The sequence below is a fragment of the Kitasatospora acidiphila genome (genome assembly GCF_006636205.1).
GTDB classification, from domain to species: domain Bacteria; phylum Actinomycetota; class Actinomycetes; order Streptomycetales; family Streptomycetaceae; genus Kitasatospora; species Kitasatospora acidiphila.
Genome location: NZ_VIGB01000003.1, coordinates 7,560,376 through 7,586,189, shown reverse-complemented (window position 1 = coordinate 7,586,189; position 25,814 = coordinate 7,560,376). Strand labels below are relative to the sequence as shown.

Sequence of the window (25,814 nt, the reverse complement as noted above, 5' to 3'; positions counted from 1 at the left end):
GCTCCACCCCTTATGAATAGTCATTCCGATAACTGCATACTCTATCAACGAGGACGGGTCGCGCCAGTGCGATGACCGGGTGAGCATGAGGTCATGCTGCTGGCCGAGCTCGCCCGCACCTCGCGCGAAGTCGCCGCCACCTCGGCGCGCTCGCGCAAGACCGCGCTGCTGGCCGAGCTGTTCCGGGCGACCGAACCGGCTGAGGCCCCCGTGGTGATCACCTACCTGGCCGGGCGGCTGCCCCAGCGGCGGATCGGCGTCGGCTGGAGCAGCTTCACCGAACCGGTACCGCCGGCCGCGGCGCCCTCGCTGACCGTCGGGCAGGTGGACGCCGCGCTCACCGAACTGGGCGCCGTGCGCGGGGCCGGGGCCCAGGCCAGGCGGCGCGAGCTGGTCGGCCGCCTGCTGGCCGCGGCCACCGCCGAGGAGCAGGAGTTCCTGATCCGGCTGATCGGCGGCGAGGTCCGCCAGGGCGCGCTGGACGCCGCGGCGGTGGACGCGCTCGCGGCGGCGACCGGCGCGCCGGCGGTCGAGGTCCGCCGGGCGGTGATGCTGGCCGGCAGCCTGGGCGAGGTGGCCGAGCGGCTGCTGGCGGACGGACCGGCGGCGCTGGCGCGGTTCCGTCTGACGGTGGGCCGACCGGTGCTGCCGATGCTCGCGCACACCGCCGGCACGGTGGCGCAGGCGCTGGATCGGCTCGGCCGGTGCGTGGTGGACGAGAAGCTGGACGGCATCCGGATCCAGGTGCACCGCGACGGCCCGAGCGTGCGGATCTTCACCCGGACCTTGGACGAGATCACCGGGCGACTGCCCGAAGTGGTGGCGGCGACCCGGGAGTTGCCGGTGGCCCGAGTCGTGCTGGACGGCGAGGTGATCGCCCTGGACGCGGCCGGGCGGGTGCGACCGTTCCAGCAGACGGCCGGCCGGGTCGGCTCCCGACTGGACGTGCCCGGGGCCAGCGAGGCACTGCCGCTGACTCCGGTCTTCTTCGACCTGCTCGCCCTGGACGACCGCGACCTGCTGGAGCTGCCCACCGCCGAGCGGCACGCCGAGCTGGCCCGCCTGGTGCCCGAACCGCTGCTGGTGCGGCGACTCACGGTGACCGATCCCGCCGAGCCGGAGCAGCGCGCGGCGGCCGAGGCCTTCACGGCCGCGGCGCTGGCCCGTGGCCAGGAGGGCGTGGTGCTCAAGGCGCTGGACGCGCCGTACACGGCGGGTCGGCGGGGCACCGCCTGGCTGAAGGTCAAGCCGGTGCACACCCTTGACCTGGTGGTGCTGGCTGCCGAATGGGGGCACGGTCGGCGCGCGGGACGGTTGTCCAATCTGCATCTGGGCGCCCGGCAGCCGGACGGCTCGTTCGCGATGCTGGGCAAGACCTTCAAGGGCCTGACCGACGCACTGCTCGACTGGCAGACCGAGCGGTTGCAGGAGCTGGCGGTGGAGCGTCCGGCCTGGGGAGTCCGGGCGCGGCCGGAGCTGGTGGTGGAGATCGCCTTCGACGGGGTGCAGCGCTCCACCCGCTACCCGGCGGGCGTCACGCTGCGGTTCGCCCGGGTGCTGCGGTACCGGGAGGACAAGTCGGCCGCCGACGCGGACACGGTGGCTTCGGTCCGCGAGCTTCTTTCGGGGAATACCTGATCAGTCAGGTACTGTTGAGTCAGGTAACACTCCGTACCAACAGAGGAGATCCTCACCATGTCCAAGATCGCCGTCTTCGGTGCCAACGGCACCATCGGAAGCCGCATCGTCCGTGAGGCACTGAACCGCGGCCACCAGGTGACCGCCGTGGTGCGCGACCCGGCCAAGGTGACCGAGCAGCACCCGAACCTCACCGTGACCACCGGCGACGTGCTCGACCCGGCCTCGGTCGCCAAGGCGGCCGCCGGGCAGGACGTGCTGGTCAGCGCGGTCGGCGGGGGCGACGGCCCGGGCCACCTGGCCACCATCGAGCCCGCCGCCAAGGCGCTGGTCGCCGGACTGCGCACGCTCGGCTCGGCGGCCCCGCGGCTGATCGCGGTCGGCGGCGCCGGCTCGCTGCGCACGCCCGACGGCAAGCAGGTCTGGGACGCCGAGGGCCTGCCCGAGTGGCTGCTGCAGATCATGCACGCCCACGGCGACGCGCTGGACTACTACCGCACCGTCACCGACGTGACCTGGACCAACCTCAGCCCCGCCGGCCAGATCGAGCCCGGCGACCGCACCGGCGACTACCGCACCGAGCTGGAGGAGCTGGTCATCGGCGCGGACGGCAGCAGCCGGATCAGCGCCGAGGACTACGCGGTCGCCGCCGTCGACGAGATCGAGCACCCCCGCCACCCGGGCCAGCGCTTCGCCTGCGGATACTGATCCGTGTGACAGAGCACCACGAGCAGGCGCCGATCGACGATCCGCGGATACAGGCGGTCGGCGTGCTGCTCCACACCTCGGCACTGCTGGAGCGGCTGCTCGGCGCGGCGATCCAGCAGGCCGCCGGGATCAGCCACTCGATGTTCGAGGTGCTGCTGATCCTCTCCGCCCATCCGCAGGGCGCTCCGATCAGCCGGCTCTCCGGTCATCTGGTGCTGACCAGCGGCGGCGCCACCCGGCTGGTCGACCGGATGGTGGAGGCCGGTCTGGTGGTGCGGGAGCCGTCACCCGAGGACCGCCGGGTGCAGCTGGTCTTCCTCACCGAGCAGGGCGAGCGGACGCTGCGCACGGCCGCCGCCGCCCACACCCGGGAGACCGACCGCCTGCTGCGCCGCACCCTGGCACCGGAGCAGTCCGCCGCCATGGTCACGGCGCTCGACCTGCTGGGCCGGCGACTGCGCGAAGAACTGCCGCCGCTGCGTTGACAGTTGACCTGGCGCCTGGCGGCTAGCTGCGATCCGGGCGACCGCGCAGCCGGCCCGACCAGTGCGGCTCGACGGCCTCCCAACCGGTCGCCCAGAACCGGTCGGTGCGGTGGCGCAGCAGTCGGCGGTGCAGCAGATGGATCGTCAGCACGGCTGCGGTGAGCGCCGACCAGGCCGCCGCGCCGGTCCCCAGGGCGAGCAGCACCATGGCGCCGGTGCCGCGCGGGGCATCGGCGATCGCGCCGTCGTCGGTGACCCAGATCGGCAGCGCGTCGCCCGCCGCGGCCGGACCGGGCAGCTCGAAGCGGGCGACCACGGCGTGCCCGGCCGGATAGGTCCAACTCACCCACACCAGTTCACCGGTGCGGTAGCGGGTGGCCACCGCGGTGGCGTCGGGGCGGATCGCGCCGACCACGGAGGCGTCGATCCGGTGCAGCCGGACGGCCTCGGCCCTGGCCTGCACACCGGCGGTGCCCACCCCGTGCCCGGCCACCCCGCAGCCGAACAGCACCGCGCCGAGCAGCCCCAGCACCAGGAGCAGCTGGGCCCGGCTGCGCGAGCGGTCCAGCTTCCGCCAGAGCGGGCCGGGACCGCGCCCCAGGGAGCCGCGCAGCGCGACGCGCATCGAAAAGCCGACGGCCGCACGGGAGTCGGGCCACACGGCCATCCCTCCCTCCGGCACCGCACCGATGACCCGACGATAGCTCAGGTATCGGGCCCCGCCGCAAGGGCTTTCACATGGAACGGGTCGGTATCGGCCCTCACCCCTCGGTGCCGGCCAGGTACACCCCGAAGGCCGCCCCCTGCCGGTCGCGCAGCACCGCGATCCGCGGGCCGTCCGGCACGTCCATCGGGCCCATCACGCGCTCGGCGCCGTGCCCGCTCGCCTTGTTGACGATGGCATCGACATCGGCCACCGCGAAGTAGGGCAGCCAGTGCGCGGGCGCCTCGGCCGGAAAGCTGTCGTCCATCCGGGCCATACCGCCGAAGTCCCGCCCCGCCAGGCCCCATTGGGTGTAGTGCTCGCCGGGGCTGCAACTCCAGCCGAACACCTCGGGATAGAACACCGTGCAGGCGGCGACATCCCTGGTGTGCAGCTCCACCCAGCCGAGCGAGTTGGGCTTGTTGAGCACGGCCGAACCACCGAACTCCCCGGCCTGCCAGAGCGCGAAGACCGCGCCGGACGGATCGGCGGCCACCGCGAAGCGGCCCAGCGCGAAGACGTCCATCGGCTGCACGAGCACCTTGCCGCCGGCCTCGGTGATCCTGGCCGCCGTGGCATCGGCGTCCTCGACCAGGAACGAGACCGTCCAGGCGGGCGGTTGGCCATCCCGGTGCTGCGGCACCAGCGCCGCGACCGGCCCCTGGACCTGGGTGAGCATGGTGTAGCCGCCGGCCTCGGGGCGCTGGTCGGCCGCGGCCTGCCAGCCGAACAGGCCGGTGTAGAAGGCGGTGGCGGCCGCCGCGTCGGTGGTGGCCAGCTCGACCCAGCAGGGGCCGTTGGTGACCAGCTCGTCGTTCTGCACTGTGGCGCTCCCTCGCTGAGGGTCGATCACATCCGGCGCTCGACCCGCTACGGTGTTCGGCTCCGGACTCTAGCCCGCCGCACTGACAACGCCCGGCGGCGCGCGCGGCACCCGCCGCAATTCGTCCGCCCGCCCGGCAGGCCGTGCGTCAGGGCCCGTACCGCCGCATTTGGCACGGGCCCTGACGCCGCATCAGACCTGGTAGGCCAAGCCGGTCCGACAGCGGGCCGCGGCCGGCGCCAGGTCGCCGGCCGGGTCGTCGAGCAGGTCGGTGGCGGGCACCACCAGCACCGGGCAGCCGGCGTGGCCGCGGCAGTACCGCGCCACCCCGCCGTGCCGCAGCCCGCTCACCCGCCCGGGACGGCCGGCGCCGACCACCAGCAGGTCGCTCGACCGGTCGGCCGCCGCCACCAGGGCCTGGCCCGGCTCCGCCCGCACCACCTCGGGGTGCAGCAGCACGCCTCTCGGGTAGCCGCCGAAGGCCTGCTCGAAGACGGTGTCCAACCGCCGCCGGGCCGCGTGTTCCAGCTCGGAGAGCGGGCGCAGCGGATCGTCCTCCGGCTGCCAGGCCGCGACCGGCACCAGCACGGCGTCCCGCTGCTCGGCCTCCCGGACGGCGCGCCGGACCGCGGCCAGTGCGCTCAGCGAGCTGCCGACCCCCACGATCACTCGAACCTGTCCAGCCATCGCTTCGCGCCTCCTGTCGGCCCCGATCCCTTCGGGTACCTCCATTCCATCCCCGCAACGGCCGCGGCGGACCGGCTCTTGACGCGGGTGCTACGCGATCTGGCCGGTCCTTGACACTTTTTGAACGGGCACAGCCAGAACGGACACAGCCCGAACGGGCACGGCCCGAACATCCGCACGTCAGTCCCGGTGCAGCAGCAGCAGAGCCGCGTCATCCTCCGCCTCCAGCCGCTCCCCCAGGGTGTCGCGCACATGGTCGGCCAGCGCGGGCAGCTGCGCGGGCCCGGCCGCGAACACCTCGGCCAGCCGGGCCAGTCCGCGCTCCAGGTCCTCGCCGGGCCGCTCCACCAGCCCGTCGGTGTAGAGCAGCAGGCTGTCGCCGTGGTCCAGTCGGAAGACGCTGGCCGGATAGCCGCCGGCCCCCCAGTCGGCGGGCAGGCCGAGCGGCAGGCCGGTGGGCAGGTCGAGCCGCAGCACAGTGCCGTCGGCCCGGCGCACCAGCGGCGGCAGATGACCGGCGTTGACCAGCCAGGTCTCCCCCGTGGCGAGCGCCACCTGGGCGTAGAGGCAGGTGGCGAACCGGTCGGCGGGCAGGTCGGCGAGGAAGGCCGAGGCGCGGGCCAGCACGCTCGCCGCGCTGTGCCCCTCGGCGGCGTAGGCGGTCATCGCGATCCGCAGCTGGCCCATGATGGCGGCCGCCTCGGTGTCGTGGCCCTGCACGTCGCCGATCGCCACGCCCACCGCGTCCTCGGCGAGCGCCACCGCGTCGTACCAGTCGCCGCCGATCCAGGTGCCGACCCTGGCGGTGCGGTAGCGCACCGCCAGCGAGCCGCCGCGCAGCACCGGCAGCCGGCGCGGCAGCATCGCGCTCTGCAGTCCGGCGGCGATCTCCCGGGACTGGTCGACCATTATGGCGCGTTGCAGCGACTGGGCGATGGCGCTGGTGAGCGCGGTGAGCAGGGTGCGGTCCTCGGTACTGAAGGTGCGTCGGCCCGCGTAGATCAGGGCCATCGCGCCGATCGGGCGGCCCTGGGCGACCAGGGGGAGGAAGGCCGCGGCGGTGGCGGTGCTCGCGGCGACCAGCTCGGCCAGGTCCGGGTACTGGCGCAGGAAGGCCGCCTGGGAGGTGTAGAACGCGGGCTCACCGGAGCGCACCACGTCGTTGAGCGGCCACGGGTCGGTGAGCCGGGCGCGGCGCATCGCCTGGGCCCCGATCGGGAGCGGCCCGATCGCGCCGATCATCCGCAGCCGCCCGTGGTCCACCACCCCAGGCTGATCCCCTGGGCACCGAGCCGGCGCCGGCTCTGGTCGCCGGTGAGCACGGTGACCACGTCGGCCACGGTGAACGCCTCGCCGAGCGCGTCGACCATCTCGCGCATGGCGGCCTGCTGACGCTGCCGGTCGTCCTCCCCATCAGCCGCATCGCCGAGTGGGCCAGCTCGGTGGTGGCGTCGCGGACCACACCCAGCACCCGCAGGCCCGGGTCGTGCACCGCCTGCCCCTGCACGTAGGTCCAGCGGGTGGCGCCGTCCCGCAGCCGGATCCGCACGTAGCTGCTGTAGGACTCGCTGCGCCCGGCCCGGATGTCCTCCAGCAGCCGGTGCATGCGCATCACCTCCTCCACCGGCATCCGCTGGTTGAGGCTGGCGATGGTGCCCTCGTACTCCTCGGGCCGCAGGTCGAAGACGGCCAGGCCGGTGTCGTCCAGGGTGAACCGCCCGTCGGCCGGGACCCATTCGAAGCAGCCGATCCGGTTGGCGGTGATCGCCGCCAGCCGGTCCAGCGGCGCTCGCGGGTCGGGCGTTTCGGCCGGGCCGGTCATTCCCGACGACCGCTCAGCCGGCCGTGCCGTCGGCGTGCTCGGCCCGCACCACCACGACGGGGCACGGCGCGTGCTCCACCACGTGGCGGCTGACCGAGCCGAGCAGCAGTCCGCTGAACCCGCCCAGGCCCCGGCTGCCGACCACCAGCAGCTCGGCCCCCGAGGCCTGGCCCAGCAGCGCCGCGCTCGCCGGTCCGGGCAGCACCAGCTCGGTGACCTTGATCTCCGGCGTCTCGCCGAGCTCGCCGACCACGGCCTCGTGCAGCACGTTGGCGGCCACCTGCCGCGGGTCGTAGACGCCGACCGGTGGCGGCAGCACGCTGCCGGACAGCTCCCAGGCGTTGACCGCCTCGACCACGTCGGCGCCGGTGGCGGCCGCCTGGCGGACCGCCCAGCGCAGCGCGGCCGTGGCGGCCAGCGAGCCGTCCACGCCGACCACGATCCGCCGGGTCATGCGTCGCCCTGCGCGGCACCGGCCTGCTCGGCGGCCCCGGTCGGCTTGGATGCGGCGGGCCGGGCCAGGGTGCAGCTGAACTCGCCGTCCGAGATGGTGACCAGCACGGTGTCGCCCTCCCGCACGGTGCCCTCCAGCAGCAGGTTGGCCACCCGGTTGTCCAGCTCGGACTGGATGGTGCGGCGCAGCGGCCGGGCTCCGAACTCGGGCTGGTAGCCCTTGTTGGCCAGCCACTCCTTGGCCTCGTCGGTGACCTCCAGGTCGACGTCCTGCGCCTTGAGCCGGCGCCGACTGCGTTCCAGCAGCAGGTCGACGATCTTGATCAGGTCGGCCCGGGTGAGCGCGTGGAAGACGATCACCTCGTCGATCCGGTTGAGGAACTCGGGCCGGAACTGCTGGCCCAGGTCCTTCATCAGATCGCCGCGGATGGCGTCCACGTCGCCGTGGTGGTCCAGGATCCGGCGGGAGCCGATGTTGCTGGTCATGATCACCACGGTGTTGCGGAAGTCCACCGTGCGGCCCTGGGCATCGGTGAGCCGGCCGTCGTCCAGCACCTGGAGCAGCAGGTTGAAGACGTCCGGGTGGGCCTTCTCCACCTCGTCGAAGAGCAGCACGCTGTACGGTTTGCGGCGGACCGCCTCGGTGAGCTGGCCGGCCTCCTCGTAGCCGACGTAGCCGGGCGGGGAGCCGACCAGCCGGGAGACGGTGTGCTTCTCCTGGAACTCGCTCATGTCGAACCGGATCATCCGGTCCGGGTCGCCGAAGAGCAGTTCGGCGAGCGCCTTGGCCAGCTCGGTCTTGCCGACGCCGGTCGGGCCGAGGAAGAGGAACGAGCCGGTCGGGCGGTCCGGGTCGCCCATGCCGGCCCGGCCGCGGCGGACCGCCTGGGAGACCGCCGTCACCGCCTCGTCCTGGCCGATCACCTTCTGGTGGAGGGTGTCCTCCAGTTTCAGCAGCCGGTCGCGCTCGGTCTCGGTCAGCTGGGCGACCGGGATGCCGGTTCGGCGGGAGAGCACCTCGGCGATGTCGTCGGCGGTCACGCTGACCACGCCCTCGCGCTCCTCCGCGGTCTCGGCGAGCTCGTCCTCGGCCTGCCGCAGCCGCTGCTTGAGCTCGGCGGCCCGCTGGAACTCCTCCTCGGCGACGGCCTCGTCCAGCTCCCGGTGCAGCTTGGCGATCCGGTCCTTCACCTCCTGGCCCTCGGTGGCGGCCCCGAGGTCGCGAAGCCGCACCCGGGCGCCGGCCTGGTCGAGCAGGTCGATCGCCTTGTCGGGGAGGAACCGGTCGCTGATGTAGCGGTCGGAGAGCGCGGCGGCCGCGTCCAGCGCCTCGTCGGTGAACCGCACCTGGTGGTGCGCCTCGTAGGAGTCGCGCAGGCCCTCCAGGATCTGCACGGTCTCATCGACGCTGGGCTCCGGCACCAGCACCGGCTGGAACCGGCGCTCCAGCGCGGCGTCCTTCTCCACGTACCTGCGGTACTCGTCCAGGGTGGTGGCGCCGACCACGCTCAGCTCGCCGCGGGCCAGGGCCGGCTTGAGGATGTTGCCGGCGTCCATCGAACCCTCGCCGCCCCCGCCGGCTCCCACCACGGTGTGCAGCTCGTCCAGGAAGAGGATCACGCTCTGCTCGGCGGCCTTCACCTCGTCGATCACCTTCTTCAGCCGCTCCTCGAACTCGCCGCGGTACTTGGAGCCGGCCACCAGGCCGGTCAGGTCCAGGGCGACCACCCGGCGGTCCTTGAGGGTCTGCGGCACGTCGCCGGAGACGATCCGCTGGGCCAGCCCCTCGACGATGGCCGTCTTGCCGACCCCGGGCTCGCCGATCAGCACCGGGTTGTTCTTGGTGCGCCGGGAGAGGATCTCCACGGTCTGCTCGATCTCGTCGGCCCGGCCGACCACCGGGTCGAGCTTGCCGGCCCGGGCCTCCACGGTCAGGTCGCGGCCGTACTCGTCCAGGGTGGGCGTCTGGCTGGGGTGCTCGCCGCTGCTGCTGCGCTCGCCGCCGGTGCCGTAGCCGTCCAGCACCTTGCGCAGCGCCTCCTGGCTGGGCGCCACCCCGCGCATCGCCTGGCCGGCCCCGGAGCGGTCCTGCTCCAGCAGCGCGCCGAGCAGGTGCTCGGGGCCGATGTAGGAGGAGCCGGCCGCCTGCGAGCGGGCGTGCGCGGAGAGCAGCGCGCGCTTGGCCGCCGGGGTGAGCGAGGGTTCCTCGGTCATGTCGCCGCCGCCCTTGGGCAGCGAGTTGCGCAGGTCGTCGGCGAGTTCGTCCGGATCGACGCCGGCCCGCTCCAGCATCCGCCGGGACGAGTCCACCTGGGTGGCGGCCCAGAGCAGGTGGCCGGTGTCCAGGTCGTTGCTGCCGTCCTCGGCGGCCCGCTGGGCGGCCGCCTCGATCAGCTCCTGGGCGGAGTCGCTGAGCAGCCGGCCGATCGGTACCCGCTGCACGGCCGGCGGCGACGACATCGGGCTCATCCCGAAGAAGCGGCTGAACAGGTCACTGAAAGGGTCACCCGCGCCGAAGGCGGAGGGGTACGTCATGACGCGTCACCTGACTACGGGGGAACGTGATCCGCCTCCACCCTCGCCCGGCAGTTGACGCCCCGCCACCCGAGCGCGCCCGGGCGCGCGGGACGGCCTCCGGTTGGGCAGGATCACAGTCATGGAGAACGGAATCAGGCTGCGCAGCGCGCAGGGCCGGTGGGTGGTGCTGGCGGCCGCGCTCGGCTCCGGGATGGCGATGCTGGACAGCACGGTGGTCAATGTCGCGCTGCCGCACATCGGCGCCGACCTGCACGCCTCGCTGTCCCAGCTGCAGTGGGTGCTCAACGCCTATCTACTCACCCTGGCCGGGCTGATCCTGCTGGGCGGCTCGCTGGGCGACCGCTACGGGCGGCGCCGGGTCTTCCTGATCGGCGTGCTCTGGTTCGCGGCGGCCTCGGGGCTGTGCGCGGTGGCGCCCACGGTCGGCGTGCTGGTCGCGGCCCGGGCGCTGCAGGGCATCGGCGGGGCGCTGCTCACCCCAGGGTCGCTGGCGCTGCTGCAGGCCAGCTTCCATCCGGACGACCGTTCGGGCGCGGTGGGCGCCTGGTCGGGTCTCGGCGGGGTGGCCACCGCGGTCGGGCCGTTCCTGGGCGGCTGGCTGGTGAGCGGGCCGGGTTGGCGGTGGATCTTCGTGATCAACCTGCCGGTGGCCGTGGTGGTGGGGCTGCTGACGCTGCGCCATGTGCCGGAGAGCCGGGACGAGCAGGCCACCGGGCAGTTCGACGTGGCCGGCGCGGTGCTGGCGGCGTTCTCGCTGGGCGGGGTGACCTATGCGCTGACCGAGGCGTCCGGTGGGGTGTCGGCGGCGGTGGGGTCTCGGCCGTCCTCGGGGTGCTGCTGGGGTGGCGTTCGTGCGGCAGGAGCGGCGCAGTCCGGAGCCGATGATGCCGCTCGGGCTGTTCTCCTCGCGCCTGTTCACCGTGGTCAACCTGGTCACGCTGGGCATCTACGGCGCGCTGAGCGGGATCACGTTCTTCCTGCAGGTGCAGTTGCAGACCGTCGCCGGGTTCACGCCGCTGGTGGCGGGGGTGGCGTTCGCACCCCTGACCGTGCTGATGCTGCTGTTCTCGTCCCGGGCCGGGCGACTGGCGACGCGGATCGGACCTCGGCTGCCGCTCACCATCGGGCCGCTGGTGGCCGCGGGCGGGGTGCTGCTGATGCTGCGGATCGGTCCGCACGCCTCCTACTGGTCGGATGTGTTCCCGTCCGCGATGTTCTTCGGGATCGGGCTGACCATGCTGGTGGCGCCGCTGACGGCGACCGTGCTGGCGGCGGTGGACGTGCGCCGGGCCGGGATCGCCAGCGGGGTGAACAACGCGGCCGCGCGCGCCGCCGGGCTGCTCGCGGTGGCGGCGCTACCGCTGCTGACCGGGCTGAGCGGGGACCAGTACCGGGTGGCGAGCTCGGTGAACGCGGCGTTCCGCACGGCGTGTCTGATCTGCGCCGGACTGCTGGTCGGGTCGGGGCTGCTCGCCCTGGTCGCGGTCCCGGCGAAGACCCGGCCCGAGGCCGAGCCGGACGCCACCTGGTACTGCGGCACCGCCTCGCCGCCGGTGGACCCGGGGCACGAGTGCCCCGGGTCCCGGTCCGGCGGATCGTCAGACGATCAGAGGATGGCGCCGGGGGCGTAGGCGGCGGCCTCCGGGTACTTCGCGGCGACCTTGCCGATCCGGTCGACCAGCTCCGCCACCTGCGCGCCGGCGGCGCCGGTGAAGGAGAGCCGGTCGGCCAGCAGGGCGTCCAGCGCGGCCCGGTCCAGCGGGATCCGCTCGTCGGCGGCAAGCCGGTCCAGCAGCTCGTTCTCCCGGGCGCCGGCCCGCATGGCGAGCGCGGAGGCGACCGCGTGCTCCTTGATGACCTCGTGGCCGACCTCGCGGCCGACGCCGGCCCGGACCGCGCCCATCAGCACCTTGGTGGTGGCCAGGAACGGCAGGTAGCGGTCCAGCTCGGCCTCGATCACGGCCGGGAAGGCGCCGAACTCGTCCAGCACCGTCAGGAAGGTCTCCAGCAGGCCGTCGAAGGCGAAGAAGGCGTCCGGCAGCGCCACCCGGCGGACCACCGAGCAGGAGACGTCGCCCTCGTTCCACTGGTCGCCGGCCAGCTCGCCGGTCATCGAGGCGTAGCCGCGCAGGATCACGGCGAGGCCGTTGACGCGCTCGCAGGAGCGGGTGTTCATCTTGTGCGGCATCGCGGAGGAGCCGACCTGGCCCTCCTTGAAGCCCTCGGTCACCAGCTCGTGACCGGCCATCAGGCGGATCGTCTTGGCCAGGCTGGACGGCGCGGCGGCCAGCTGCACCAGGGCGGTGAGGACCTCGAAGTCCAGCGAGCGCGGGTAGACCTGGCCGACGCTGGTGAAGACGTTGTCGAAGCCCAGGTGGCCGGCGACCCGGCGCTCCAGCTCGGCCAGCTTCTCGGCATCGCCGCCGAGCAGGTCGAGCATGTCCTGGGCGGTGCCGACCGGGCCCTTGATCCCGCGCAGCGGGTAGCGGGCGATCAGCTCCTCCAGGCGGGCGAACGCGACCAGCAGCTCGTCGGCGATCGAGGCGAACCGCTTGCCGAGGGTGGTGGCCTGGGCGGCGACGTTGTGCGAGCGGCCGGCCATGACCAGCTCGGCGTGCTCGGCGGAGAGCCGGCCGAGGCGGACCAGCACGGCGACCGTGCGGTCGCGGACGTGCTCCAGCGACTGGCGGATCTGCAGCTGCTCGACGTTCTCGGTCAGGTCCCGGGAGGTCATCCCCTTGTGGATCTGCTCGTGCCCGGCGAGCTCGCTGAACTCCTCGATGCGGGCCTTGACGTCGTGCCGGGTGACTCGCTCGCGGGCCGCGATGGACGCCAGGTCGACCTGGTCGATCACGCGCTCGTAGTCGGCCACGGCGGTCTCGGGGACGTCGATCCCGAGATCCTTCTGGGCCTTGAGGACGGCGAGCCACAGGTGGCGCTCCAGGACCACCTTGTGCTCGGGGACCACAGCTGGGCCAGCGTCGCCGAGGCGTACCGGGCGGCCAGGACATCGGGGATCAGGGGCTTCGCGCTCACGCTTCGCAAGCCTAACAGTCGAGGTCAGCGCCTTCGGACGGCAGGCCGCCGTCAGAGCATCGACAGGCCCTTGAGCAGAGTGGTCGCCCCGCCGCCCAGGGCGAGCAGCAGCACCACCGTGCGGGCCCGCCGCTCCGGCACCCGGCCGCCCGCCCAGTGCCCGATCACCGCACCCAGCGCCAGCGCCGCGGCCACCGCCAGCCAGGCCGGGTGGGACAGCCGCGGGGTGCCCCTGGCGAGCAGCGAGAACAGGTTGACCAGCAGGCCGTAGCACTGCGCGTTGGGCACGAACTCGCGTACCGTCCAGCCCGCGTTGACCGCGTAGAGCGACAGCGCCGGGCCGCCCACCCCGGCCGCCGAGTTCATGAAACCGCTGGCCACGCCGGCCGCCACCGCGCCCCGGTGCCGCGCAGCGAGGCCACCCGGGCACCGCGCAGCACCACCAGCACGGCGACCGTGACCAGCGCGCCCATCACCGCGAGCAGTTGCGGTTCGGGCAGCCGCGCGGCCACCCAGGCGCCGAGCGGCACGCTGCAGCCCGCCGCCGCTATCAGCGGGAGCATGGCGCCCGGGCGGACCTGGCGCCAGCTGGTGGCCAGCCCGATCGCGCTGATCACCGCGCTGCCGCAGTTGCAGAGCAGCACGCCCTGCTCCGCGCCCAGCAGCATGGCCAGGACCGGCGCGGTCAGCAGCGCGAACCCGATCCCGGACATCCGCTGCACCGACGCGCCGACCAGCACGACGCCGCCCAGCAGCAACTCCCCCGCCAAGCCCCCGACCACCGCACCGACCCCCGTGTCCTGGCCTCGGCTAGGCCGACTCGCCCTTCATCAGCGGCAGCAGCTGGGCGCACATGGCCAGCAGGGCGGCGCGCTGCTCGGCGTTCAGCGACTGCAGCGCCCGGTGCGCGCGGGTCATGTCGTCGCGGACCGCGTGCAGCACGTCGGTGCCGGCGGGCGTGATGGTGACGATCTTGACCCGGCGGTCGGCGGCGGCCGCCGCCCGGCTGGCCAGGCCCAGGCTCTCCAGCCGGTCCACGATGCCGGTCACATTGGAGGCGTCGCAGCCCAGCCGCTCGGCCAGCGCCCGCATCGGCACCGGCTCCAGCACCGCGCCGAGCGCCTTGGCCTGGGTGGCGCTCAGGCCGTGCCGGGCCGCGGCGGCGGCGAAGTCGATCCAGAAGGCGGAGCTCACGCCGGCCACCGCGTCCATCAGTTCGGCGGTGGTGATGCCCTGGGCGGCGGTAGTCATGGCGGCCATGAGATCACAGTACGCGTAAAAGCTTTATTAACTCCAGCTTTCACCGAGGGAACCAACCGCACCGGTCGAACAGCTAGCTGACCAGGTCGCGGAAGAGCCGGTCCAGGTCGGCGTCCAGGTCGGCGGTCAGGCCGGTGTGCACCGGGCCCGGCTGCACCACCGCGCTGCGCGGCGCGGTCAGCCAGCGGAACCGCTGCCCCGGGCTGTCGGCCGCCGCCGGACCGGCCTCCGGTCCGCCCGCGGCCACCGCCTCGATCCCGCGCAGCGCCCGGGCCACCCCGGTCAGGTCCACCGCCGGGTCCAGCGCCAGCAGCTTGGCCTCGGGCAGCAGGGTGCGGGCCAGCAGCCGCTCCTGCCAGCGGCAGTAGAGCAGCACCCCGAGGTTGACGCACTCCCCGCGCTCCACCCGCGGCACCGCGCGGATCACCGCGTACTCGTACTCCCGCAGCTCGGTCATCGGCTCACTCATGCGCCCACCTCCAGCACCGGCAGCCAGTCGCGCGGCCCGGCCAGCCGCGCGCCCAGCCGCTCCAGATACGCCGCACGCACCGCGTCCGGCCCCTCGAACCCCGGCTCGTCCACCAGGTACTCCTCCGGCACCGCGGCCACCGCGGCCGCCAGCAACTCGGGGGTGCAGCGCGCGGCCGACTCGGCGTCCACAGCGGCCAGATCGCGGACGAACCGGCCCAGCGCATGGTCGCCCGCGTCGTACGGGCGCCTCGTCCAGCCGGCCGAACTCGCCCAGCTGTGATGGAAGATGAGGCTCGCACCGTGGTCGATCAGCATCAACTCGCCGTCGACCACCAGCATGTTGGGATTGCGCCAGGACCGGTCCACATTGCCGATCAGCGCGTCGAACCACAGCACCCGGGCGGCGAGCTCGGCCTGCACCTCGAAGCAGAGCGGGTCGAAGTTGAACGCCCCGCTGGCGAAGGCCAGCCCGATGTTGAGGCCGCCGCTGGCCCGCATCTGCTCCTGGATCTGCTGCTCCGGCTCGCTGCGCGCCAGCACCGGATCCAGGTCGATCCGGACCAGTTCGGGCACCGGCAGCCCGAGCCCGCGGGCGAGCTCACCGGCCAGCACCTCGGCGATCAACGCCTTGCGGCCCTGCGCCGCCCCGCTCCACTTCAACGCGTAGAGCCGGTGGTCGTCGCCCTCCACCAGGCCCGGCATCGAGCCGCCTTCTCGTAGTGGCGTCACATAGCGGACAGCCGTCACTTCACGTAGCACGCGCCAACCCTATCCATGCCGCCCCGTCCGCCTGGTTGCGGTGGCGCCTACCCAGGTCGCGTGCGAGGGTGGGCCGCAGTGGTGACCCTCCCCGGCCGGCGGCCGGGGGAACCCCCGTGGGCCGGGCCGCCGGTTCGTCCGCAACAGTTGCCTGCTGCGAAGGAAGAGTGATGGAACGTCCTCGGATCCTGGTGGTCGGCGGCGGCTTCGCCGGTGTGGAGTGCGCCCGGCGACTGGAGCGCAAGCTCGCCCCCACCGAAGCACAGATCACGCTGGTCGCACCGTTCAGCTATCAGCTGTATCTGCCCCTGCTCCCGCATGTCGCGGCCGGGGTGCTGACCCCGCAGTCGGTCGCCGTCTCGCTGCGGCGCACCCTGCGGCGCACCGACATCATCCCGGGTGGCGCGATCGGCATCGATCCCAGGGCCAAGGTCTGCATCATCCGCAAGATCACCGACCAGGAGGTCGTGGAGCCGTACGACTACCTGGTGCTCGCCCCCGGCAGCGTCACCCGGACCTTCGACATCCCGGGCCTGCTCGACCACGCCCGCGGCATGAAGACGCTGGCCGAGGCGGCCTATGTGCGCGACCACGTGATCGCCCAACTGGACCTGGCGGCCGACACGCTGGACCAGCGGGAGCGCGAGACCCGGCTGGGGTTCGTGGTGGTCGGCGGCGGTTACGCGGGCACCGAGACGGCGGCCTGCCTGCAGCGGCTGACCACCGCCGCACTGGACCGCTACCCGCGGCTGGACCCGCAGTTGATCAAGTGGCACCTGATCGACATCGCTCCCAGGCTGATGCCGGAGCTCGGCGAGCACCTGGGCACGCGGGCCCTGCAGATCCTGCGCAACCGCGGCATCGAGGTGTCGTTGGGCGTCTCGGTGGCCAAGGTTGACGACACCTCGGTGACCTTCACCGACGGCCGGGAGGTGCCCTCGCGCACCCTGATCTGGACGGCCGGCGTGGCGGCCAGCCCGCTGGTCGGCACCCTGGACGCGGAGACGGTGCGCGGCCGGCTCGCGGTGACCGCCGAGCTGCGGGTGCCGCAGTTCGAGGGCATGTTCGCGCTCGGCGACGCGGCGGCCGTGCCCGATCTGGCCAAGGGCGACGGCGCGGTCTGCCCGCCGACCGCCCAGCACTCCGCCCGGCAGGGCCGCAAGGTGGCCGACAACCTGGTCGCGGCGCTGCGCAACCAGCCGCTGGAGCCCTACTTCCACCGGGACTTGGGCCTGGTGGTGGACCTGGGCGGCAAGGACGCGGTCTCCAAGCCGCTGGCCGTGGAGATGACCGGGATTCCGGCCCAACTGGTGGCCCGCGGCTACCACTTGATGGCGATGCGGACCAACGTCGCCAAGTTCCGGGTCGGTTGCAACTGGCTGATCAACGCGACCGCCGGTGACGACTTCGTGCGCACCGGATTCCTGGCTCGCCAGCCCGCCCGACTGAGCGACTTCGAGTACACCGGCGCCTATCTGACGAAGGATCAGGTCCGCGAGCACGTCCAGGCGTTGCAGGCCAAGAGCTGACACGTTCGGGACGTTCGGGACGGGAGCGCTGCCGCATCCGGCAGCGCTCCCGTCGTCAGATCTGCCGCGATCCGGTGCCCGCGCCCAGCACTTCGGCCAGATCGGCGGCCAACCGGGGGGCGTCGGCCGGGTCCAGCCGGGCCACGGTGATCCGGATGCCGGGCGGGGACTGCAGGCGGAACCGCGCCCCGGGCACCACCGCCCAGCCGCGCTGCAGCAGGCCGACCACGACGCCGGTCTCGTCCGGCACCGGCACCCAGACGTTGAGCCCGCTGCGTCCGTGGCCGCGCAGCCCGTGCCGGGCCAGCGCGGTGAGCAGGGCCTCGCGGCGCTCGCGGTAGGCATCGGCCACCCCGGCGGGTGACGGGCCCACGGTGCGCCAGAGCTCCACGGTGGTGCGCTGCAGCAGATGGCTGACCCAGCCGGTGTCCAGCCGCTGCCGGCCCAGCACCCGGTCCACCGTCTGCCGGTCGCCGGCCGCCACCGCGAGCCGCAGGTCGGGGCCGAACGCCTTGGCGGTCGAACGCACCACCATCCAGTGGGAGTTGACGGGCCGCCGGTCGGCGTCGCAGACGACGGGGTGGTACGGCAGTTCGGTGATGCCGTGCCCGTGGTCGTCCTCCAGCAGCAGCACCTCGGGGTGCCGGGCCAGCACCGCGCGCAGTTCGGCGGCCCGGCGGGCGGTGAGCGCGGCGCCGGTGGGGTTCTGGGCGCGGCTGGTGATGACCATCGCGCGGGCGCCGGCGGCCAGGGCGGTGGCCACCGCGCCGGGCAGCGGGCCCTCGTCGTCTATCGCCACCGGCAGCGCGCGCAGGCCGTGGGCGGGCAGCAGGTCGACCAGGCTGGCCCAGGCCGGATCCTCGATCACCACCGCGTCACCCGGCCGCAGGTGGCCGGCCAGGGTGCGGTCGATGGCGTCCAGGGCTCCGGCAGTGACCGCGTAGGCGTCGTCCGGCAGCCCGTCGGCCCGGAAGCCGGCGGCGGCCAGCTCGATCAGCTCGGGGTCGGCGGCCGGGTAGCCGTAGAGCACGGGTTCCCGATCGGCGGCCGCGCCGGCGGCCGTCAGCGCGGCGGTCAGCGGGGGCAGCAGGCGCGGGTCGGGGTTGCCCGCGGCGAGGTTGACGGTGCCTGCCGGGACGGCGAGCGTGACCTGGTCGCGGTAGGTGGTGACCGGGCGGGGGCGGATCCGGCTGCCCTTGCGTCCGGCGGTCTCGATGACGCCGCGGTCGCGCAGCAGCCGGTAGGCGGCGGCCACGGTGTTGGGGTTGACGCCCAGCTCGCCGGCCAGCTCGCGCAGCGGGGGCAGCGTCTGTCCGGGTTCCAATCCACCGCAGGCCACCGCCCGTTCCACGTCGGCGGCGATCTCCGTGGCGCGTCGTCCCTGGATCCGATAGTCTCCTAGCACAAAGGCTATTATGCACTAGTACAAAGGGGGATGTCATGTCGGACGCGTCGAGCGCCACGCAGTACGCCCGCACATCCAGGACCACTCCCACCCGCTACAAGGACCGGGCCAGCTGGGAGCGGGCCGAGATCCACGCGATCCTGGACACCGCCTGGGTCTGCCACCTGGGCTTCGTCGCCGACGGCGCCCCGTGGTGCTGCCCACCATCTTCGCCCGCATCGACGACCGGCTCTATCTGCACGGTTCCACCGGCAGCCGCCCGCTGCGCGCGGCCGGCGCCCCCGAGGGGCTGCCGGTCTGCGTGACGGTCACCCAGGTGGACGGGCTGGTGCTGACCAAGTCCGCGTTCAACCACTCCGTCAACTTCCGCTCCGTGGTCGCCCACGGCATCGCCGAGCAGGTGACCGACCCCGCCGAGCTCGCGGCGGCGCTGGACGCCCTGGTCGACCACGCGGTGCCGGGCCGCTCCGGCGATGTGCGGCGGGCCAACCCCAAGGAGCTCGCCGCGACCGCGGTGATCCGACTGGTGCTCGACGAGGTGTCGGCCAAGACCCGGGACGACGGCGCGGACGACGACGAGGAGGACCAGGGCCTGCCCTACTGGTCCGGCGTGGTCCCGGTCCGCACGGTCTACGGCGCGCCGGCCCCGCACCCGGGCACCGAGCGCGAACTGCCCGACTACCTGCGGGACTTCCAGCCCGGAGGTGCGGCATGCTGATCCGCTCCTGGGACCAGGGCAGCGAGGCCGAGTGGCGGGCCTGGCTGGCCGGGCGGGACTTCGGCACCCTGGCCGCCAACAACCCCGACGGCCCGCCGATCCTGGTGCCCATCCACTTCCTACTCGACGCGGACGCCGGCGAGATCGTGCTGCACCTCGCCGCACCCAACCCGCTGCTGACCGCGGTGCGCACCGACCCCCACGTCACCCTGGCGGTCACCGACGACTACGCCTTCGCCCCGTCCACCTGGCGGGCCAGCGCGGTGCCCACCAGCTACTACGCCTCGGTGCAGTTCGACTGCACCGCCGAGGTGGTGGAGGGCGCGGCGGGCAAGGCGGAGATCCTCAACCGGCAGCTGGCGCACTTCCAGCCCGAGACCCCCGAGGTCCGGGTGGTGCCGGGCGAGGCACCGTACGGCCCGCAGCTGTCCGGGATCCGCGGGCTGCGGCTGACGGTGCGCCAGGTGCGGGCGAAGTTCAAGTACGACGACAAGGTGCCGCTGGAGCACCAGGCGGCAGCCGCCGAACGCCTGGCCGAGCGCGGTGCTCCGCAGGACGCCGGGGCGCGCGAGCAGCTGCTGCGGCGCCTGGCGCAGCGCGGCGGGTGCCCGATGGAGGCCTGACCGCGCCCGGCCCGACAACATGGGTCAATCCGGGGATTTCGGGCGGTCGGCTGATCTCATGGTCAGGTTCACCGACGCCTCGTCCTTCCCCGGAGCCCGCGTGTCAACTACCAGCTCGGCGACGCAGCCGCAGCAGCCCGACACCGCCCACCTCGGCCGTGTCGTCTTCATCTCGGCCGCGGCGGCGATGGGCGGCTTCCTCTTCGGCTACGACAGCGCCGTCATCAACGGCGCGGTCACCGGCATCCAGAAGCACTTCCACGTGGGCAACAGCGAGACCGCCTTCGTGGTGGCGATCGCGCTGCTCGGCTCGGCCGCCGGTGCGGTGGCGGCCGGCTGGCTGGCCGACCACCTCGGCCGGGTGCGCACCATGCTGCTGGCCGCCGTGCTCTTCGCGATCAGCGGGGTCGGCTCGATGTTCCCGCCCAGCGTGCAACTGCTGGGCATGTGGCGGGTGATGGGCGGCGTGGCGATCGGCATCGCCTCGGTGGTCGCGCCCACCTACATCGCCGAGGTGGCGCCCACCGCCTACCGGGGCCGGCTGGCCTCGTTCCAGCAGATGGCGATCGTGCTCGGCATCACCGTCTCCCAACTGGCCAACTACGCGCTCAACAGGGCGGCGGGCGGGGAGTCCACCAACAAGCTCGGCCCGGTGCAGGCCTGGCAGTGGATGCTCGGCGTGGAGACCGTGCCCGCGCTGGTCTACGGGCTGATGGCGCTGGCCATCCCGGAGTCGCCGCGCCATCTGATCGCCACCGGCCGGGAGCAGCAGGCCCGCGCGGTGCTGCGCGAGGTGGAGCCGCCGGGTGTCGACCTGGACGCCCGGGTGGCCGAGATCCGGTCGGTGCTGGACACCACGCACAAGCCGCGACTGGTGGACCTGACCGGCGGCCGGTTCGGACTGCTGCCGATCGTCTGGGTCGGCATCGGCGCCTCGGCCTTCCAGCAGTTCGTCGGCATCAACGTGATCTTCTACTACTCCTCGGTGCTCTGGCAGTCGGTGGGCATCAACGAGAGCAACTCGCTGCTGATCAGCATCTCCACCTCGATCGTCAATGTGATCGGCACGGTGATCGCGATGGCCCTGGTGGACCGGGTCGGCCGCAAGCCGCTGGCGCTGGCCGGCTCGATCGGCATGGCGGCGTCACTGGGAACGGCCGCCTGGGCGTTCTCCTACCGGCACGGCACCGGCACCAGCGCCACCCTGCCCAGCCTGCAGGGCACCGTGGCGCTGGTCGCGGCGCACGTCTTCGTGCTCTGCTTCGCCTTCTCCTGGGGCGTGGTGGTCTGGGTGCTGCTCGGCGAGATGTTCCCCAACAAGATCCGTGCCCTGGCCCTGTCGGTCGGCGCCTCGGCGCAGTGGATCGCCAACTGGCTGATCACCGTGAGCTTCCCCGACCTGGCCAACTGGAACCTGTCGGCCACCTACGTCATCTACGCCTGCTTCGCGCTGCTCTCCATCCCGTTCGTGGCGTTCTGCATCAAGGAGACCCGGGGCCGGGCCCTGGAGGAGATGGGCTGACGACCTGCCAGGTGTCGAATGACGATCCGTCATGACAACACGCGGAAAACGGCCTGGATGACCGGCGGACAGGCGGCGTGCCACCCACATACGATCAACCCCGCGGGGCGCTTCGGCCCCTTACCTCGCGGCAGATGGAGCTGGACACGTGGGAGCGCAGAACGTCACCTTCCCCAGCAATGGGAAGCAGGCACACGGCTATCTGGCCCTGCCGCCGAGCGGGCGCGGCCCCGGCGTGCTGGTGGTCCAGGAGTGGTGGGGCCTGACCACCCACATCACCACGATGGCGGACCGGTTCGCCGCCGAGGGCTTCACGGTGCTGGCCCCCGACCTGTTCGGCGGCGAGACGGTGCACAGCGCGGCCGAGGCGGCTGAGCGGCAGCGGCAGCTGCCCGTCGAGGACGCGGTGCGCGACCTGTCCGGTGCGGTCGACTTCCTGCTGGAGCAGCCGGGGACCACCGGGGACGCGGTGGCGGTGGTGGGCTTCTGCATGGGCGGCGACTTCGGGCTGCGGCTGGCGGTGCGGGAGGGCGACCGGGTGGTCGCCGCGGTGCCGTTCTACGGTGTGCCGCGCGAGCCGGACTACTCCTACCTCGGCCTGACCGCCCATCTGCTGGGGCACTACGGCGAGCACGACAAGAGCATTCCGACGGAGCTGGTGGACGAGGCGGCGATCCGGATCGGCGAGGCCACCGACCGGCGTCCCGAGATCCACTTCTACCCGGCCGGGCACGCCTTCATGAACGAGGAGAACCCGTCCGGCAACTACGACCCGCTGCAGGCCGCGATCGCCTGGCAGCGCACCCTCACCTTCCTGCGCGGGCATCTGGGCTGACGCCCGACTGGAACGCCGGATAGCCGGGCAGCCGCGGCACCTGCCAGTCGTCGGCGAGCTTCAGCAGCCCGCGCATCGTCTCGGTCAGCGCCGGCAGGCCCGGCAGCTCGGCGGCCTGTTCCCAGCGGTGGTGGAGCAGCTGACGGCGGGTCGGGACCGGGTGGCGGCGCGGGTGCACCGGCGCGTCCTCGGTGACCGCCTTGGAAAGCAGCCGGACCGTCGCGTCCACCGTCCAGACCGCCACGGCCGCGGCGAGGCCGGCCTCCCAGACGGCGTCGTCGGCGAGCTCCGGATGGATCGCCACCACCTGCTCCCGGTAGGTCCGCTCGATCCGCTCGGCCAGGCCGGGTGGCAGCACGAAGACGCACCAGCAGCTGGAGAACGGCATCCGGCAGTAGGCGGCGGTGAGGAAGACGGACTGGAAGCAGGCCGCCTCGAAGTCGATCAGGCGCAGGCCGCCGGGCGTGACCAGGTTGTTGTCGGGGCAGGTGTCGCCGGGGTGAAGCCGGGGTAGCGCTCGCCGCCGGCGGTGCCGATCCGGTCGAGCTCGGCGGCCAGGCCCGGGGCCGGGGTCAGGCCGGCGCAGTCCAGCACGCTCGGCAGCCGCGAGGCGTTCTGCGCGATCCAGGGGTCCTTGTCCCAAGCGGGCAGGCCGAGTTGGTAGCGGGTCCAGAGCTCCTCGAACTCGGCGCGGCGGGGCGCGGCGGCCACCGCCAGCTCGCCGAGCCGGCGGGCCCAGGCCAGCAGGGCCCGCTCGGCGGCGGCCGGGTCGGCGCCGAGCAGCAGGTCGGCCAGGGTGGGCGCGGTGCCGAGGTCGGCCAGCACCAGCAGCCGCTGCTCGGGGTCGGCGGCCAGCAGTTCGGGCCCGCCCGCCTTGAGGGAGAGGCCGACCGCCTCGCCGGTGAAGGCCCGGCGCGCCTCGGGTTCCTCGGTGAACGCCTTGACGATCACACTGCGGCCGCTCGCCGCGCGAGCCCGCAGCACCGTGCTGCGGCCGCTGCCGCCCAGGTCGGCGGGGTCGGACAGTGACTCACCCAGCAGGGCGGCGGCGGCGTCGAGGATCTGGTCCATCGCAGCATCCTCCAGACGGGCCGAGGGGCGATCAACCGATTATCGATCAGATCTTGGCCGTTTCCCATCGAGTGATGAAGGGTACCTCCATCAACCTGTCAGCAGATGTTCATACCTGTCCGTAGCGTGGACAGCAGTCCATGCCACCGTCATAGTCGGGCGAATGCCGAAGCTAAACCAGCACCGAATCCCCCAGTTGACCTGGGCCGGCCGCGACTTCCTGATCCACAGCGCCGCCACCGTGGTCAGCGGCCTCGGCAACGCCGGTGCCCCGATCGCCACCGCCTTCGCGATCCTGCGCCTCGGCGGCGGGGCGGCCGAGATCGGCTGGGTCACCGGCGCCCGGCTGGCCGCCACCGTGCTCTTCCTGCTGGTCGGCGGCGCGCTCGCGGACCGGCTGCCCCGGCACCGGGTGATGGTCGCGGCCAACCTGGGCAACGCGCTGTCGCAGGCGCTGCTCGCCGTACTGGTGCTCACCGGGCAGGCCCGCCTCTGGCAGATCGTGGTGCTCGCCGCGGCGAACGGGGTCGGGCTGGCCTTCTTCGCGCCGGCCTCCGAGGGCATGGTGATGGAGTCGGTGGACCAGCGACAGGCGCCGCGGGCCTTCGCGGTGTTCCGCACGGCGCTGAACTCCTCGCAGATCGTCGGCGCGGCGCTCGGCGGTGCGCTGGTGGCCGCCGTCGGGCCAGGCTGGGTGCTGGCCCTGGACGCCGCCGGGCTGGCCGCGGCCGGGGCGCTGCGGCTCTTCCTGCGGGCCGGCGCGGCGCCGGCGCGGCAGCCGAGCGGACCCGGGATGCTGGCCGAACTGCGGGAGGGCTGGCGGGAGTTCACCTCGCGGCGGTGGCTGTGGGCGGTGGTGGTGCAGTACGGCGTGGTGAACGCCTGCCTGATCGCCGCCGAGTCGGTCCTGGGGCCGCTGGTGGCGGACGAGCGGCTCGGCGGGCCGCGGCCGTGGGGCCTGGTGAACGCGGCGATGGGCGCGGGGCTGGTGGCCGGCGGACTGCTGATGGTCCGCTGGCAGCCGCGCCGACTGCTGATGGCCGGCACCGCGGGGGTACTGATGTTCGGGCTGCCGGCCGCCACCCTGGCCGCCGGCGCACCGCTGCCGCTGGTCGGCGCCGCGATGTTCGCCTCCGGGGTCGGCGGCACGGTCTACGGGGTGAGCTGGATGGTGGCGTTGCAGCAGGAGATCCCGGCCGCCCAGTTCTCCCGGGTCGCCGCCTACGACTGGTGCGGCTCGGTGGCGCTGGCCCCGGTCGGCACGGCCGCCGCCGCGCCGCTGGCGGGCGGCCTCGGGCTGGGCGACGCGCTGTGGAGCTGCGCCGCGGTGATGACGCTGCTCTCACTGCTGGTGCTGGCGGTGCCCGAAGTGCGCGCGCTGGTGCGTCACTCGACCCCGGCCGGCTCGGGTGCCAAGCGGCTGGAGCCGGTGGCGGCCTGAGCGGGGGCCACCTGCTGCGCCAGGGCCTTCGGGTCCCGCAGCACCCAGGCCAGTCCCGGGGTGATCACCAGCAGCAGGGCGGCGCCGCCCATCATGGGCGCCCGCAGTCCCCAGGCGTGCGCGACCAGGCCCGCCAGCATCGCCCCGACGGCCATGCCGCCGTTGGCGAGCATCTGGTAGGCCATGCTGATCCGCCCGAGCAGCCGCTCCGGCACCAGGTCCTGGCGGATCGACACGGCGGTGACGCCCCAGGCGAGCGTGAGGGCGCCGTAGCAGGCGGTGGCCAGGTCCGCCCAGCGCCAGTCGGAGGTCAGCCCGGCGACGCCGAGCACCAGGGCGGCGCCCGTCAGGGTGACCAGCAGGGTCCAGGTGCTGCCGAGCCGGCGGACCAGCCAGGGCGCGCCGAGCGACCCCGCGACCCCGCCGACCGCGAAGGCGCCCACCAGCAACCCGTAGCCGAGCGGGCCCAGGTGCAGCACCTGACGGGTGTACAGCACGAGCACGGCGGTCACCCCGGCCATCACCAGGTTGACGGCGGTGGCGGTCAGGCAGAGCGCGGTCAGCAGCCGGTGCCTTAGCAGCTTGCGCACCCCCTCGCCCGCGCCGCCGAACAGCGCCCGCATGCCGCGCGGGCCGACCGCCTCGCTGGGCTGCTGGTCCCGCCGGGGCAGCCCGCCGGGCAGCAGCAGCATCAGCAGCGCGGCGCTGGCGAACGAGGTCGCGTCCACCGCGAACGGCAGCAGTGCGGCCACCGCGAACAGGACCGTGCCGAGCGAGGTGCCGATCAACGAGTCGGCGACCAGCGCGCCCGCCTGCAGCCGTCCGTTGGCACGCGGCCGGTCGGCCGGCTCGACCAGGCTGGGGACCACCCCCGACCAGCCGGCGTTGTAGAAGGTCTGGCCGCAGCCGAGCAGGAAACCCACCACGGCGAGCAGCGGCACGCCGGCCGCGCCGAGCGCGACCGCCGTCGCGAAGCCCGCGACCAGCAGCGTCCGCGCGGTGTCCACCGTGACCAGCAGACGGCGCCGGTCCACCCGGTCGGCCAGCGCGCCGGCCGGCAGGCTCAGCAGCAGCCAGGGCAACTGCTCCATGGTGGCGACCAGCGCCAGGTCGCGCGGGTCACCGGAGATCCGCGCGGCGAGCAGCGGCAGGGCGACGAAGCGCATTCCGTCGCCGAGGCTGGACACCGTGACCGAGGTCAGCAGCAGCTGGAACCGCCGTCCCAGCGGCGCGCCGGCGGCTCCCGTTCCGGACTCCTTCGCGAAGAACACGAACTAGACTCTGATT

At 73.4% G+C, this 25,814-nt stretch carries 22 protein-coding genes and 4 pseudogenes; 10 read left to right on the top strand and 16 right to left on the bottom strand.

Translation table 11 applies throughout. From position 1 onward, the window contains the following. Positions 1–93: 93 nt before the first annotated feature. The 3 genes from E6W39_RS35770 to E6W39_RS35760 are packed head-to-tail and all read left to right on the top strand — an operon-like array spanning position 94 to position 2,831. Entirely contained in the window at positions 94–1,638 is a 1,545-nt protein-coding gene (locus E6W39_RS35770) for an ATP-dependent DNA ligase (RefSeq protein WP_141636989.1), read from the top strand. 57 nt (positions 1,639–1,695) lie between these two features. Further along, complete coding sequence (locus tag E6W39_RS35765; RefSeq protein WP_141636988.1) at positions 1,696–2,346, top strand: NAD(P)-dependent oxidoreductase; 651 nt, start codon at positions 1,696–1,698, stop codon at positions 2,344–2,346. Positions 2,347–2,351: 5 nt separating this feature from the next. Beyond that, positions 2,352–2,831: a MarR family winged helix-turn-helix transcriptional regulator gene (locus E6W39_RS35760; protein WP_220140311.1), complete on the top strand. Its 480-nt coding sequence runs from the start codon at positions 2,352–2,354 to the stop codon at positions 2,829–2,831. 22 nt (positions 2,832–2,853) lie between these two features. Here E6W39_RS35760 and E6W39_RS35755 read toward each other — a convergent pair whose 3' ends face one another. The 7 genes from E6W39_RS35755 to E6W39_RS35725 form a co-directional block, all read right to left on the bottom strand. Then, positions 2,854–3,498: a hypothetical protein gene (locus E6W39_RS35755; RefSeq protein ID WP_141636987.1), complete on the bottom strand. Its 645-nt coding sequence runs from the start codon at positions 3,496–3,498 to the stop codon at positions 2,854–2,856. A gap of 94 nt (positions 3,499–3,592) precedes the next feature. Next, positions 3,593–4,357: a VOC family protein gene (locus E6W39_RS35750; protein WP_141636986.1), complete on the bottom strand. Its 765-nt coding sequence runs from the start codon at positions 4,355–4,357 to the stop codon at positions 3,593–3,595. A gap of 192 nt (positions 4,358–4,549) precedes the next feature. Further along, positions 4,550–5,044, bottom strand: coding sequence for a universal stress protein (locus tag E6W39_RS35745; RefSeq protein WP_181799594.1), 495 nt, complete (start codon positions 5,042–5,044; stop codon positions 4,550–4,552). A gap of 180 nt (positions 5,045–5,224) precedes the next feature. After that, the gene (locus E6W39_RS35740; protein ID WP_267286782.1) at positions 5,225–6,244 is read right to left on the bottom strand and encodes a PP2C family protein-serine/threonine phosphatase; all 1,020 of its coding nucleotides are present in this window, start codon (positions 6,242–6,244) and stop codon (positions 5,225–5,227) included. Then, positions 6,186–6,866 carry a PAS domain-containing protein gene (locus E6W39_RS42330; protein ID WP_141636983.1) on the bottom strand — a complete coding sequence of 227 codons (681 nt, stop codon included), beginning with the start codon at positions 6,864–6,866 and terminating at the stop codon, positions 6,186–6,188. Before E6W39_RS42330 ends, E6W39_RS35740 begins: the two co-directional genes overlap by 59 nt. A 13-nt stretch (positions 6,867–6,879) precedes the next feature. Beyond that, positions 6,880–7,320 (bottom strand): universal stress protein, encoded by a 441-nt coding sequence (locus tag E6W39_RS35730; protein ID WP_141636982.1) that lies wholly within the window; start codon positions 7,318–7,320, stop codon positions 6,880–6,882. After that, on the bottom strand, positions 7,317–9,854 hold the full coding sequence (locus tag E6W39_RS35725) for an ATP-dependent Clp protease ATP-binding subunit (protein ID WP_141636981.1): 2,538 nt from the start codon (positions 9,852–9,854) through the stop codon (positions 7,317–7,319). Before E6W39_RS35725 ends, E6W39_RS35730 begins: the two co-directional genes overlap by 4 nt. A 121-nt stretch (positions 9,855–9,975) precedes the next feature. Here E6W39_RS35725 and E6W39_RS35720 point away from each other — a divergent pair. Beyond that, a pseudogene (locus tag E6W39_RS35720) lies at positions 9,976–11,488 on the top strand (MFS transporter). On the opposite strand, the pseudogene purB reads toward E6W39_RS35720, so the two are convergent. The 5 genes and pseudogenes from purB to E6W39_RS35695 all read right to left on the bottom strand — a co-directional run bounded on the left by purB (position 11,464) and on the right by E6W39_RS35695 (position 15,383). Continuing rightward, a pseudogene (gene purB, locus E6W39_RS35715) lies at positions 11,464–12,902 on the bottom strand (adenylosuccinate lyase). The pseudogenes E6W39_RS35720 and purB overlap by 25 nt on opposite strands. Before the next feature lie 42 nt (positions 12,903–12,944). Next, a pseudogene (locus tag E6W39_RS35710) lies at positions 12,945–13,606 on the bottom strand (sulfite exporter TauE/SafE family protein). Between the two features lie 97 nt (positions 13,607–13,703). After that, positions 13,704–14,153, bottom strand: coding sequence for a MarR family winged helix-turn-helix transcriptional regulator (locus E6W39_RS35705; protein WP_141636980.1), 450 nt, complete (start codon positions 14,151–14,153; stop codon positions 13,704–13,706). A gap of 73 nt (positions 14,154–14,226) precedes the next feature. Then, positions 14,227–14,610 carry a DUF3037 domain-containing protein gene (locus E6W39_RS35700; protein WP_141638152.1) on the bottom strand — a complete coding sequence of 128 codons (384 nt, stop codon included), beginning with the start codon at positions 14,608–14,610 and terminating at the stop codon, positions 14,227–14,229. An 8-nt stretch (positions 14,611–14,618) separates the two neighbouring features. Beyond that, positions 14,619–15,383: a HipA family kinase gene (locus tag E6W39_RS35695; RefSeq protein ID WP_141636979.1), complete on the bottom strand. Its 765-nt coding sequence runs from the start codon at positions 15,381–15,383 to the stop codon at positions 14,619–14,621. Positions 15,384–15,553: 170 nt separating this feature from the next. Between E6W39_RS35695 and E6W39_RS35690 the strand changes: the two genes are divergently transcribed. Next, positions 15,554–16,912 (top strand): NAD(P)/FAD-dependent oxidoreductase, encoded by a 1,359-nt coding sequence (locus E6W39_RS35690; RefSeq protein ID WP_141636978.1) that lies wholly within the window; start codon positions 15,554–15,556, stop codon positions 16,910–16,912. 55 nt (positions 16,913–16,967) lie between these two features. Here the strand turns inward: E6W39_RS35690 and E6W39_RS35685 are convergent, their stop codons facing one another. Beyond that, the gene (locus E6W39_RS35685) at positions 16,968–18,317 is read right to left on the bottom strand and encodes an aminotransferase class I/II-fold pyridoxal phosphate-dependent enzyme (protein WP_141636977.1); all 1,350 of its coding nucleotides are present in this window, start codon (positions 18,315–18,317) and stop codon (positions 16,968–16,970) included. 35 nt (positions 18,318–18,352) lie between these two features. Here E6W39_RS35685 and E6W39_RS35680 point away from each other — a divergent pair. From E6W39_RS35680 to E6W39_RS35665, 4 genes and pseudogenes are all read left to right on the top strand, one after another. Further along, positions 18,353–19,035 (top strand): annotated as a pseudogene (locus E6W39_RS35680) (pyridoxamine 5'-phosphate oxidase family protein). Then, positions 19,029–19,658, top strand: a complete 630-nt coding sequence (locus tag E6W39_RS35675) for an FMN-binding negative transcriptional regulator (RefSeq protein ID WP_141636976.1) — start codon at positions 19,029–19,031, stop codon at positions 19,656–19,658. Before E6W39_RS35680 ends, E6W39_RS35675 begins: the two are co-directional and overlap by 7 nt. Positions 19,659–19,716: 58 nt before the next feature. Further along, positions 19,717–21,180 carry a sugar porter family MFS transporter gene (locus tag E6W39_RS35670; RefSeq protein ID WP_141636975.1) on the top strand — a complete coding sequence of 488 codons (1,464 nt, stop codon included), beginning with the start codon at positions 19,717–19,719 and terminating at the stop codon, positions 21,178–21,180. 148 nt (positions 21,181–21,328) lie between these two features. Continuing rightward, complete coding sequence (locus E6W39_RS35665; RefSeq protein WP_141636974.1) at positions 21,329–22,015, top strand: dienelactone hydrolase family protein; 687 nt, start codon at positions 21,329–21,331, stop codon at positions 22,013–22,015. On the opposite strand, the gene E6W39_RS42325 is transcribed toward E6W39_RS35665, so the two are convergent. Together E6W39_RS42325 and E6W39_RS42320 are read right to left on the bottom strand one after the other, a co-directional pair. Beyond that, positions 21,987–22,403, bottom strand: coding sequence for a hypothetical protein (locus E6W39_RS42325; RefSeq protein ID WP_228718549.1), 417 nt, complete (start codon positions 22,401–22,403; stop codon positions 21,987–21,989). The genes E6W39_RS35665 and E6W39_RS42325 overlap by 29 nt on opposite strands. A gap of 56 nt (positions 22,404–22,459) precedes the next feature. Beyond that, positions 22,460–23,086: a hypothetical protein gene (locus E6W39_RS42320; protein WP_228718548.1), complete on the bottom strand. Its 627-nt coding sequence runs from the start codon at positions 23,084–23,086 to the stop codon at positions 22,460–22,462. Between the two features lie 163 nt (positions 23,087–23,249). On the opposite strand from E6W39_RS42320, the gene E6W39_RS35655 reads away from it, so the two are divergent. Beyond that, positions 23,250–24,527 (top strand): MFS transporter, encoded by a 1,278-nt coding sequence (locus E6W39_RS35655; protein WP_141636973.1) that lies wholly within the window; start codon positions 23,250–23,252, stop codon positions 24,525–24,527. Here E6W39_RS35655 and E6W39_RS35650 read toward each other — a convergent pair. Then, positions 24,473–25,798, bottom strand: a complete 1,326-nt coding sequence (locus E6W39_RS35650; protein WP_141636972.1) for an MFS transporter — start codon at positions 25,796–25,798, stop codon at positions 24,473–24,475. The genes E6W39_RS35655 and E6W39_RS35650 overlap by 55 nt on opposite strands. Between the last annotated feature and the right edge of the window lie 16 nt (positions 25,799–25,814).

Bases quoted from the DNA above. Each gene is read 5' to 3' on its own strand.
- E6W39_RS35770 (WP_141636989.1), top strand. From the start codon at position 94: ATGCTGCTGGCCGAGCTCGCCCGCACCTCGCGCGAAGTCGCCGCCACC.
- E6W39_RS35765 (WP_141636988.1), top strand. From the start codon at position 1,696: ATGTCCAAGATCGCCGTCTTCGGTGCCAACGGCACCATCGGAAGCCGC.
- E6W39_RS35755 (WP_141636987.1), bottom strand. From the start codon at position 3,498: ATGGCCGTGTGGCCCGACTCCCGTGCGGCCGTCGGCTTTTCGATGCGC.
- E6W39_RS35745 (WP_181799594.1), bottom strand. From the start codon at position 5,044: ATGGCTGGACAGGTTCGAGTGATCGTGGGGGTCGGCAGCTCGCTGAGC.
- E6W39_RS35740 (WP_267286782.1), bottom strand. From the start codon at position 6,244: ATGCGCCGCGCCCGGCTCACCGACCCGTGGCCGCTCAACGACGTGGTG.
- E6W39_RS42330 (WP_141636983.1), bottom strand. From the start codon at position 6,866: ATGACCGGCCCGGCCGAAACGCCCGACCCGCGAGCGCCGCTGGACCGG.
- E6W39_RS35730 (WP_141636982.1), bottom strand. From the start codon at position 7,320: ATGACCCGGCGGATCGTGGTCGGCGTGGACGGCTCGCTGGCCGCCACG.
- E6W39_RS35725 (WP_141636981.1), bottom strand. From the start codon at position 9,854: ATGACGTACCCCTCCGCCTTCGGCGCGGGTGACCCTTTCAGTGACCTG.
- E6W39_RS35705 (WP_141636980.1), bottom strand. From the start codon at position 14,153: ATGGCCGCCATGACTACCGCCGCCCAGGGCATCACCACCGCCGAACTG.
- E6W39_RS35700 (WP_141638152.1), bottom strand. From the start codon at position 14,610: ATGACCGAGCTGCGGGAGTACGAGTACGCGGTGATCCGCGCGGTGCCG.
- E6W39_RS35690 (WP_141636978.1), top strand. From the start codon at position 15,554: ATGGAACGTCCTCGGATCCTGGTGGTCGGCGGCGGCTTCGCCGGTGTG.
- E6W39_RS35675 (WP_141636976.1), top strand. From the start codon at position 19,029: ATGCTGATCCGCTCCTGGGACCAGGGCAGCGAGGCCGAGTGGCGGGCC.
- E6W39_RS35670 (WP_141636975.1), top strand. From the start codon at position 19,717: ATGGTCAGGTTCACCGACGCCTCGTCCTTCCCCGGAGCCCGCGTGTCA.
- E6W39_RS42325 (WP_228718549.1), bottom strand. From the start codon at position 22,403: ATGCCGTTCTCCAGCTGCTGGTGCGTCTTCGTGCTGCCACCCGGCCTG.
- E6W39_RS42320 (WP_228718548.1), bottom strand. From the start codon at position 23,086: ATGGACCAGATCCTCGACGCCGCCGCCGCCCTGCTGGGTGAGTCACTG.
- E6W39_RS35655 (WP_141636973.1), top strand. From the start codon at position 23,250: ATGCCGAAGCTAAACCAGCACCGAATCCCCCAGTTGACCTGGGCCGGC.